This is a genomic window from Collinsella sp. 4_8_47FAA (assembly GCF_000763055.1).
Lineage (GTDB): Bacteria > Actinomycetota > Coriobacteriia > Coriobacteriales > Coriobacteriaceae > Collinsella.
In genome coordinates, this window is sequence record NZ_KN214135.1 from 96,947 (window position 1) to 105,719 (window position 8,773).

An 8,773-nucleotide genomic window follows, 5' to 3' on the forward strand; every position below is an offset into this window, starting at 1 on the left:
ACCTACCGACGTTTGGTGAACACGAACACGCCGACGATGGCGAGACCGATGACGCCAGCGGCAACGCCAACAATGGCGAGCGGGTTGGTGCCAGTCTCCTGCTCGGAAGCACTAGAGGACTTCTTAGCAGTGGTCGTAGAAGCAGCACCCGTATCGGACTTGGAATCGGACTTCTTGTCGGACTTGCTGTCCTTCTTGTCAGACTTCTTGTCAGACTTCTTCTCGTCCTTCTTATCGGACTTATCGGAGTCCTTCTTGTCGGACTTGTTGTCCTTGGTCTCGGTCTTGGTCGACACCGTCGTCTTGGTCGTCGGCTTATGACCCGGGGCGACAGCGCCGCCCTTCGAGCCGGAGCCGGAACCCGTGCCAGTGCCAGCGCCAGTGCCGGAACCAGTACCGGTACCAGAACCGCCGCCGCCATTCGAACCAGCGCCGCCATTACCGCCAGGGTTAACGGCATTCTTGGTCCACTTGGCATACAGCGTCAGATCGGCCGTCACCGGCGTGCTAAAGTCATACGCCTGCGTGCAAGCCTCATCGGTATACCAACCGCCGAAAGTGTAGCCATCGCGCGTCGGGTCGGCCGGCTTGACCAGCTTGCCATCGGCCGTAGCAACAAACTTAGTGTCGCAAGCAGACCCGCCGTTGGAGTTAAAGGCAACCGTCCAAGACTCGACAGCTCCAAGTTTAAACAGCGTGCCCGAATCATTAATGTAGTAGAGATTGCCAGAAGCATCGGCAATGACCGGAGAGTCACAGTACTGGTAATGGCCAGCCGCATCATAAATCTGCGTCGCCTCTGCATCGCCGAGCGTATAGCGATACACGCCACCACCAGCAGAGTAGTTGACGTAATCCTTGCTATCCGCGCTGTTAACGGTGAAGTACACATAGGTCTTGCCGCCCTGAACACTCACCAGCGGAGTAGCAGCAATACCGTTGAGGCCAGCCGGCAGCGCCTTGCCGTCGGCAGCAGCGACCATCGTGGTCTTACCCGTCTTCAGGTTATAGAGAACCAGAGCAGAGCCAGTAGCCGTCTGTCCGCCGACAATCAGATTGTCACCAGACACCGCAGGGGCGCTCAGATTATTCGTAAGGCCCAGATCAACCGTCTTCTGTTCACTCAGCACGCCCTTCGCCGAAAGCGAAATCACATGGAGCTTTCCGTCGTGCGTCATCTGATAGAAGGTCGAGCCATTGGACGGATCGGCAATGCAATCGGCATTTGCGACAGCGCCGAGCTTCATGGTCGAAACGACATCGCCCGTCGTCTTATCAATGCACTTAAGCGTACCCGCGCTCGTAGGAACGATGGCATACTTATCCGTCAAAGCCGCACCAGTCCAGTAATAGCCCTCGGCAGGGTCGATGTTCTGCCAAGAAACTTCGCCCGTGGCAATCTTAATGCGCGCAAAGGAGCCGTTGCCGTAGGTCGCATTGTAATTCTCGTCATACGAAATATCGACCGAGCCTACATAGACGTACTCGCCGTCCGAAACGACGGTGCAGGAGCTCTGCGTCAAGTCCGTCAAACCAGGCGTCAGCCACTTGCAGATCAGCTTGTCTGCAGTAATCGCCTGGACCGCACCGCCGTTGAGCGGAACGATGATAAGGCCATTGGTATAGATCGGACGAGAGGTATAGCTCACCTTGGAGGCAAGCGGCGCAGAGGCAACCTTTTTGCCCGTGGACGAATCGATCTTAATGAGCTCGTTTTCGGTCGCGATGTACACAAAGCCGTTAGCAATGACAGGCTCGCTGCAGTTGGCATACTGCTGACCAGACTCGGCCTTCCAATCGAAGGCCCACTTAAGACCGGCGGCCTGCGCAGGCGTCTTGGCATCCGTTACGGTCGAACCGTTGCCACTGTTGCCGTAGCCGGCCCACTCGGCATCCCAATCAGGAGTCGTCGCACCCGGGTCCACGACAATCTTGTCGGGATCGGGCATGGCCGAATCGTCGGTGGTATAGGCAAGTGTGACCTTATCGCCGCTCTTGAGCGTAATCTGATTAGCGCAGAGTAAGGAGGGCTCTCCATTGATATACAGGTGCCAATATTTGTTGGTCGCACCATCATAGCCGTACGTCTCGTCTTCGAATGGCGAGTTGATGGAATTGAGGAACCAGTACTCACCACTCTGGGAGCCGTTGTACGTAACGCCCTTGGCCTTCAGAACCGTCTCAATAAGGTTCTGGGCAGTAGAGCCTTCGGGCAGAGAAACGTTGCTTGCCGAGCCCCAGCGAGCATTGTTGCCGTTGACATCGGGACCGATAACATCGACAGACCCAAGAACCTGGCCAGGAAGGGCATCGGCGTCAGCACCATACATAAAGGTGACGGCATCGCCCTCATGGAGCTCGTAGGCACCGGCGCCAACGTCGGCGAACTTGCCATTTACGTAGAAGCGCCAATAGCTATTGGTCGCAGCATCCCAGCCATAGGACTTACCATCGAACGGCGAATAAATGCCGTTGAGGAACCAGCCCCAAGACGATTCGCTAGCATCGAGCTTAAGGCCGGTCTGCTCAAGGAGATCCTTGGCAGTGGAGCCTGCCTTGAGACTCGTCTGACCCGTCGAAGCCCAAACCTGCTGCTTGCCGTCCTTGTCCTTACCGAGAACCTGAACAGAAGCATGGACAGAATCGGACGGCAACTGGTCGCCCCAGCCACCGTAGAACCACGTGACGGTATCGCCGGCATGGATGGTGACATTGTCCGCCGTATAGTCACTCGACTTGCCGTTGATGAACAGCTGCCAATAGGTCGAATAATCTTGGGGCGTACCCAGCTCAACACCGTTGTACTTAAGGCTCAGAATGAAGGAGCCCGCAGCAACGGCGTCAATGTCGTTCGCCTCGAGTGCGACCTTCGTAAGATCAAGCGCGCTCGAACCGGACGTCACCACATACTGCGTATTATCGACCCAAGTCTGAGTCTTGCCCTGGGCATCGCGACCAATGACGGTCACATTTGCGGCAACCTGGTCTTTAACGACAGGGGACGAGCTACCAGCCGTATAGGCAAACTCAATCTTCTGCCCCTGGGTGAGCTTGACGCTGCTCGCGCCAACCGAGGAAGACGCGCCGTCGACGAACAGCTGCCAGAAGGCATAAGTCGTCGGATCGTAGGCAAGCGTGCGACCATCGCTCGGGGATGTGATGCTTTCGAGGTAGAAACCGTATGCCGTGTTCGGTTCGTACTTCGCCTTGAAGCCCGTCTTCTCCTGCAGCTTAATGAAGGCATCCGCAGCCGTCGCGCCCTCGTCGAGCTTGAGCTGCGTAGGTGCCACCCAGGTCTGAGCCTTGCCGTCGGCATCGGTGCCGATAATCGAGAACGAGACCTCGACCTGCTTCTTGGCGACATCGCCGGTTTCTGTCGGGTTCTCTGTCTGGATGGCAGCCGCGGCGGCAGATCCTGCTTGGCCAGCGGATGCCGTCGAAGACTGCTCGCTCGTGGCAGGGCTCTCCCCCGTCGCCGAGCCTTCGTCGCCAGTTGCCGCCTCAGTTGTGGCGACACTAGTTGCAGACGCGCTCCCAGAATCCGAAACCTCGGCGCCGCTCTGCTCAGCGGCACCGCCCGCAAGCGCTGCGTCCTCGCCCGGCGTCGCAGCCTGAGCCACAGCCTCGGCAATGCCCTCAGCGCCCTCGGCCCACAGCTGAGCCGGCGTGGTGCCAAAGGCCATCGCGAAGGCCAGGAATGCCACCAGGCCGCGCTTGGCTACACCGCGCGCAATCGCGCCACGGCGATGCGAGACGCGCTGGCGCTCGTCCTCAAACATATCCATTTGTCTCCTACTGTCTGTACTTGGAGCGTTGCCTTGAGACTGCCCCACGTCATCGCGCATGTTGCGCTCGAGTTCCCCCATCGGGACCCCCTTCCCTCCAGAGCCCTATGCACACCGGCGGCAAAAGCCGCAGCCGCATGCAAGACGGGAGGCGATCCGACTTAACCTTAACGACTCGGGCACGTCGTCCGATCTGCGACGCGAGCATCCCGAGCCAAGAGGAATTACGGTTACTGGTACAGCCGGGGACTTGCACCCCGATTCTCCCAAATGCGCAGGATAACCGCGCATTCGTGCGTCTCCGCACCACCATCTAGGCCATCGATTATTACCGTCAAAATGGTATCACGCAAAAGGGCCTCGCACGCAGGCGAAGCCCAAGGTAAAAGCTATTGTTTGCGATAGGAAAATGCGGTGACGGCCGCAGCCTCTAGTGCTTGCCGCCGTGACTGTTGAGCCAGATATTGCGGCCCAGCATAAGCGCCAGCACCAGCGCGCTCACGTAGCCCATAAAGCCAATGACCGGGATACCAAACACAACCGGCTCGATGCGCGCGTAGTACACCACCGACGAACCGATAAACAGACCGGCGATCACAATTGCCATCGACATGCGGTCGATAATCCCACCTAGCTGTCGCAGCGCCTTATCGCTGCTCATGATCTGCGTGTTCACCTTAAGCTGGCCGCGTGTGAGCATGCGCGAAGCCAAGCCCAGATACTCGGCCGCCTCGAGCGAGCCTTTTGCCGCACGATAGCTGCTCGCGGCAAGATCGCGCCCCATCTCGCGCATGCGGGCATAGGTGCTCTTCTCGTTTTTGATGTGCGTCTGGATGATCTGGATCATGTTGACGTTGGGCATGTACTCGGTCAGCAGACCCTCGAGCGTCACCATGCCGCGGGCGAACATCGTCACCACGCTCGGCAGCTCAACGTCATTTTTGCGCGCCAGATTGAGCAGCGAGGTCAAAAACTCGCCGATATCCAAGTCTTTAAGGTCAAGGCCCGCAAAGTCAGCCACGATAAAGTCCAAATCGGACAAAAAGGCCGAATGGTCAAGCTCGGCCGAATCGCCGCGCGTCACGGCAAAGCGCATGAGCGAATCCTTGAGCTTGGGCACGTCACCCTCGGCCACGGCGAAAATCATGTCTTTGACGATACCACGGTCGTGGCTCGACATGCGTCCGACCATGCCCAAGTCGATAAAGTAGACAATACCGTCCTTGAGGATGATGTTTCCCGCATGCGGGTCGGCATGGAAAAAGCCGTCGTCGAGCACCTGCGTCGAGTAGTCCTCGACAATCGCGGCACCAATCTTTTCCAAGTCATAGCCCTCGGCTGCCAAACGCTCGGGATCGGCAATCGAGATGCCGTCGACATAATCCATGACCACGACGTGCTCGGTGCAAAGGTCCAGGTAGGACTTGGGGCACGACACGCCGTGCACGCTTTTGTGGAAGTCGTAGAAATCGTTGAGGTTTTTGGCCTCGGCCAAAAAGTTGGTCTCCTCGCGAAACGAGGTCCACAGCTCCTCGACCACGCCGTGCAGGTCAACAAACTGATCGGTGTTGACAAACTTGGAAACGATGCGCACCACCGAGCGAATGATGTCGATGTCCTGCGCCATGACCTGTTGCGCGCCGGGGCGCTGTACCTTAACGGCCACGTCCTCGCCGGTCACCAGGCGGGCGCGGTGCACCTGCGCGAGCGACGCGCTACCGAGCGGGTTGGGGTCGATCGCGTCGAACATCTGCCCCAGGCGCTGGCCGTATTCCTCTTCCAGACAGCGGAGCACTACCTCATATGGCACCGGCTCTACATCGGAGCGCAGGCGGCGCAGCTCATCGCAAAACCGCTGCGGCAAAATCTCGGACCGGTTAGCCAGGATCTGCCCCATCTTGACGAACATGGGGCCGAGCTCTTCGAGCAGACGACGCAGGCGCACCGGCGTGAGGTTATCCCATACGCGGTACTTTTTGACCAGGCGAACGATCTGCCCAATGCGCTCACGACGACCTGCCGGCGTGAGCTGGTATTCCTCGTCCGGCGCCATCGCGTCGGGTTCTTCGGGGACCATATCGACAGCGCGCGGCTTCTTGCGAGCGCCCGAGACGGCGGCATCGACCTCATCGACAACCGCCGCCTCGTCACCCAAGGGATCTAGATTGTTGTAATCGGTGGTGGAATCTGCCATCTGTGCTGCTACTCGGCCTCTTCGGTGTCCTCTGCGTCATCGGGCTCAACGGACTCAACGGGCACCGAAGTCACGTTGTCCTCGACCGAATCGACGATGTCGCGCACATGGGCCAAAAAGGCCGTGCGCTCGGGGGCGGTCATGACGCGGACGCGGGCCAGGATGAGCTCATCGAGCACGCGCTGTGCCGCAGTCTCGCCCTGCATGCCCAGGCGCTCGGTGAGGTCGGAGATGGTGCCGCCGGCCTGCTCGAACATATCGGACACGCTGCGGGCGATATCGGGGGTGCCGGCGTCCTTGCGGACCTGCTCGCCCTTGGTATTGAGGTCGTCGAGGACCTTCTTGCCGCCCTCGACGGCAACGGCAGCGGCGCCGAAGCCCACGTTGATGGCACCGTTAACAAGCTGATCGAATTTCATAACCATGGTTGGCTCCAATCGTGAACAACTGCATTGGCCTTCTTGTACCCAAGATTGAGTGAACGACACAAAATCGTGTTAACGCCAAGATAGAAATCGAGCGGGGCAAAGCCTTTGACGGCGTTTGTCCCGCTCGCTCGTTGCAAGGCTGTCTTTACCTTACGTTGTCGTTCATCGCGAAGGAGTTCTTCATGGCGCAGCTCGTGGTGTAGAGCACCTTGCCCAACAGGGCATCGGTCTCCACGCGTACGAGCTCGGCAAAGGCCTCGTTGGCGCGGGCGAGTTCGGCAGGCACCTCGGCCTCGGGCAGCGCGGCTACGACAGCGTCAACGTCGTGAATCTGCTTGTGGCCCATGCCGCCGACCTTCTCCTGATAATCCTCGACCGCGCGACCGCACTCGTGGAAGCGAACATCGGCCAAGGCACCGATCAGGCGATTTGCCCAATAGAAATTCTCGGACGTCACGCGGGCCTGCGTGTCGGCATAGTACTCGGGCATGGTCTCGACATTGGCGTACAGCGGCACGAGCGCGTTAAACGAGTTGGAGCCAAACGCCATCCACTGCACGGCGCGATACGCCGGCTGTGCATAGGGGCGCAGCTGCAGCACGGCGAGTTGACTGTTGCGGTTGATGCCGATGGGACGATAGGCGCCGCGCGTGGCGGGCGTACCCTTGCTGCCGTAGCAGTCGTACTCCGTGCCCTGGTAGTGGCTCGAAAGCACGTACTTGATATCCTCGATGGTCACCTTGCGCTCGGGCACGCGGCTCCAGGGGATGTCATCGCTCTCGGGCGTGTAGTCGGCCTCGGGACCGTCCCACACATCGCTGGGGTTGAGGCAGCGCTGCATGTACCAGGCGCGCGGCGTGTTGTAGACGTGGTCGCTGTCGCTGTGCGAGCCAAAGGCCTCGCGCGGGTTAAAGACCGTCGCCGGACCGTCGCCCTTAACGCCCAGCGTCAGGTCCAGATGCCACTCGGCCATCCAGGAGCGCAGGTCGGCGGAGCACATGTGGTCAACCTGGGCGCCCTCGGCGTCGTCCAGGTCAAAGCTATCGATACCCAGCTGGTTGGGCATGGTCACATAGGCGTCGTCGGGCACGCGCTTGGCGATCCAGTGGTGGCCGCCGATGGTCTCGAGCCACCAGATCTCGTCAACGTCACTAAAGGCGATGCCATTGTTCTCGTAGGTACCGTAGCGCTCGAGCAGGTCGCCCAGGATGCGCACACCATCGCGGGCGGACTTGGCGTACGGCAGCACCAGGGTCACCATATCCTCCTCACCCAGACCGCCGGGCTGCGCCGGAACATAGCCGTCCTCGCCCTCGTTGCCCTTGGCGGGCACGTAGTCCACGAGCGGATCGGCGCCGCGGACGCGCTCGTTGGTGGTGAGCGTCTCGGTTGCGGACATGCCAACGTTGAGCTCGTTGAAGCCAGCCTCTGCCCAAATGCCATGACCCGGGACAACGTCTGGGACGCTTGTGTAACGCATGGGATTGTCGGGCAGTTCAACGGTCAGGTGGCTCAAGACGCTCGTGTAGACACGCGGCTGCTCGTCGGGATGCACCACGCGCATGCGCTTGGGCTCAAACACCCCGTTGGACGAGTCCTCGTTACGCGCGACCAGGGTCGACCCGTCGTAGCTTGCGTTTTTACCGACCAGAATCGTTGTGCACGGCATGCGCATCCTCCTTGAGCGAAGAAATCAAACGGCAACAGTGTATCGCTTCGGCGCAAAAAGGGCGAAACCGCGACCCCTCGAGACCCCCTCGGGACCCCTGTGGTCAAAAAATACCAAATATGAGTACTGTCACCAATTTAGTAGCAGCAAATTTCCTTGTAACGAGTGCCGGAAATCCCCATTTGTGAAAAAGCAAGACAACGTTATTGGTGGCGCGCGCAGACGTGGTGTAAGAGCGTCCTGAGGTCCGTCGCTGCAAGTCCCGATGTTACTCCTTCTTGAGACCGCGCCTCTCGACTATCTCGTCCACTATCTCCCTGGCGCGCCGCCCGAGCGCGCGGCGCCTCCCCTCTGTCGGGGCCGGCCTGTCCGCGGGCTCGGCGAAGCCCTCGGCGGCCGAGGCCTCGGAGAACACGCGCTGCTGGGACCACTGCCCCTCGGTCTCCATGAGGCTCGCGCACGTCAGGCGCAGCATCGACTCCCTCGAGGGGAAGGACTGCACGACCCTGTAGCGGCGCTTGATCTCGCGGTTGGCGCGCTCCTGGACGTTGTTGGTGCGGAGCTTGGCCCAGTGCGCCCTGGGGAAGGCCGTGAACGCCAGCGCGGAGTCCTCGGCCTGCTCGAAGACCTCGCCGGCCCTGGCGGACACCGACGCCACCCAGGGCGCCGCCTCGGCCCACACGCAGCGCGCGAGGTC

The 8,773-nt window shown here is 60.1% G+C and carries 5 protein-coding genes; all 5 read right to left on the reverse strand.

All coding sequences use genetic code 11. The features are described from left to right. Positions 1 to 2: 2 nt before the first annotated feature. Entirely contained in the window at positions 3 to 3,785 is a 3,783-nt protein-coding gene (locus tag HMPREF9463_RS03805; protein ID WP_035137330.1) for a DUF4430 domain-containing protein, read from the reverse strand. Positions 3,786 to 4,215: 430 nt separating this feature from the next. Continuing rightward, positions 4,216 to 5,979 carry an ABC1 kinase family protein gene (locus tag HMPREF9463_RS03810; RefSeq protein ID WP_035137331.1) on the reverse strand — a complete coding sequence of 588 codons (1,764 nt, stop codon included), beginning with the start codon at positions 5,977 to 5,979 and terminating at the stop codon, positions 4,216 to 4,218. Positions 5,980 to 5,987: 8 nt separating this feature from the next. Next, positions 5,988 to 6,404: a hypothetical protein gene (locus HMPREF9463_RS03815; RefSeq protein WP_035137332.1), complete on the reverse strand. Its 417-nt coding sequence runs from the start codon at positions 6,402 to 6,404 to the stop codon at positions 5,988 to 5,990. Between the two features lie 148 nt (positions 6,405 to 6,552). Continuing rightward, positions 6,553 to 8,076, reverse strand: coding sequence for a C69 family dipeptidase (locus HMPREF9463_RS03820; RefSeq protein WP_035137333.1), 1,524 nt, complete (start codon positions 8,074 to 8,076; stop codon positions 6,553 to 6,555). Between the two features lie 268 nt (positions 8,077 to 8,344). Next, positions 8,345 to 8,773 (reverse strand): IS256 family transposase (locus HMPREF9463_RS03825; RefSeq protein WP_035137334.1); only part of this gene is annotated, 429 nt, incomplete at its 5' end.

What these genes read in the sequence shown, in the direction of transcription:
- HMPREF9463_RS03805 (WP_035137330.1), bottom strand. Translation starts at nt 3,785, where the DNA reads ATGGATATGTTTGAGGACGAGCGCCAGCGCGTCTCGCATCGCCGTGGC.
- HMPREF9463_RS03810 (WP_035137331.1), bottom strand. Translation starts at nt 5,979, where the DNA reads ATGGCAGATTCCACCACCGATTACAACAATCTAGATCCCTTGGGTGAC.
- HMPREF9463_RS03815 (WP_035137332.1), bottom strand. Translation starts at nt 6,404, where the DNA reads ATGGTTATGAAATTCGATCAGCTTGTTAACGGTGCCATCAACGTGGGC.
- HMPREF9463_RS03820 (WP_035137333.1), bottom strand. Translation starts at nt 8,076, where the DNA reads ATGCCGTGCACAACGATTCTGGTCGGTAAAAACGCAAGCTACGACGGG.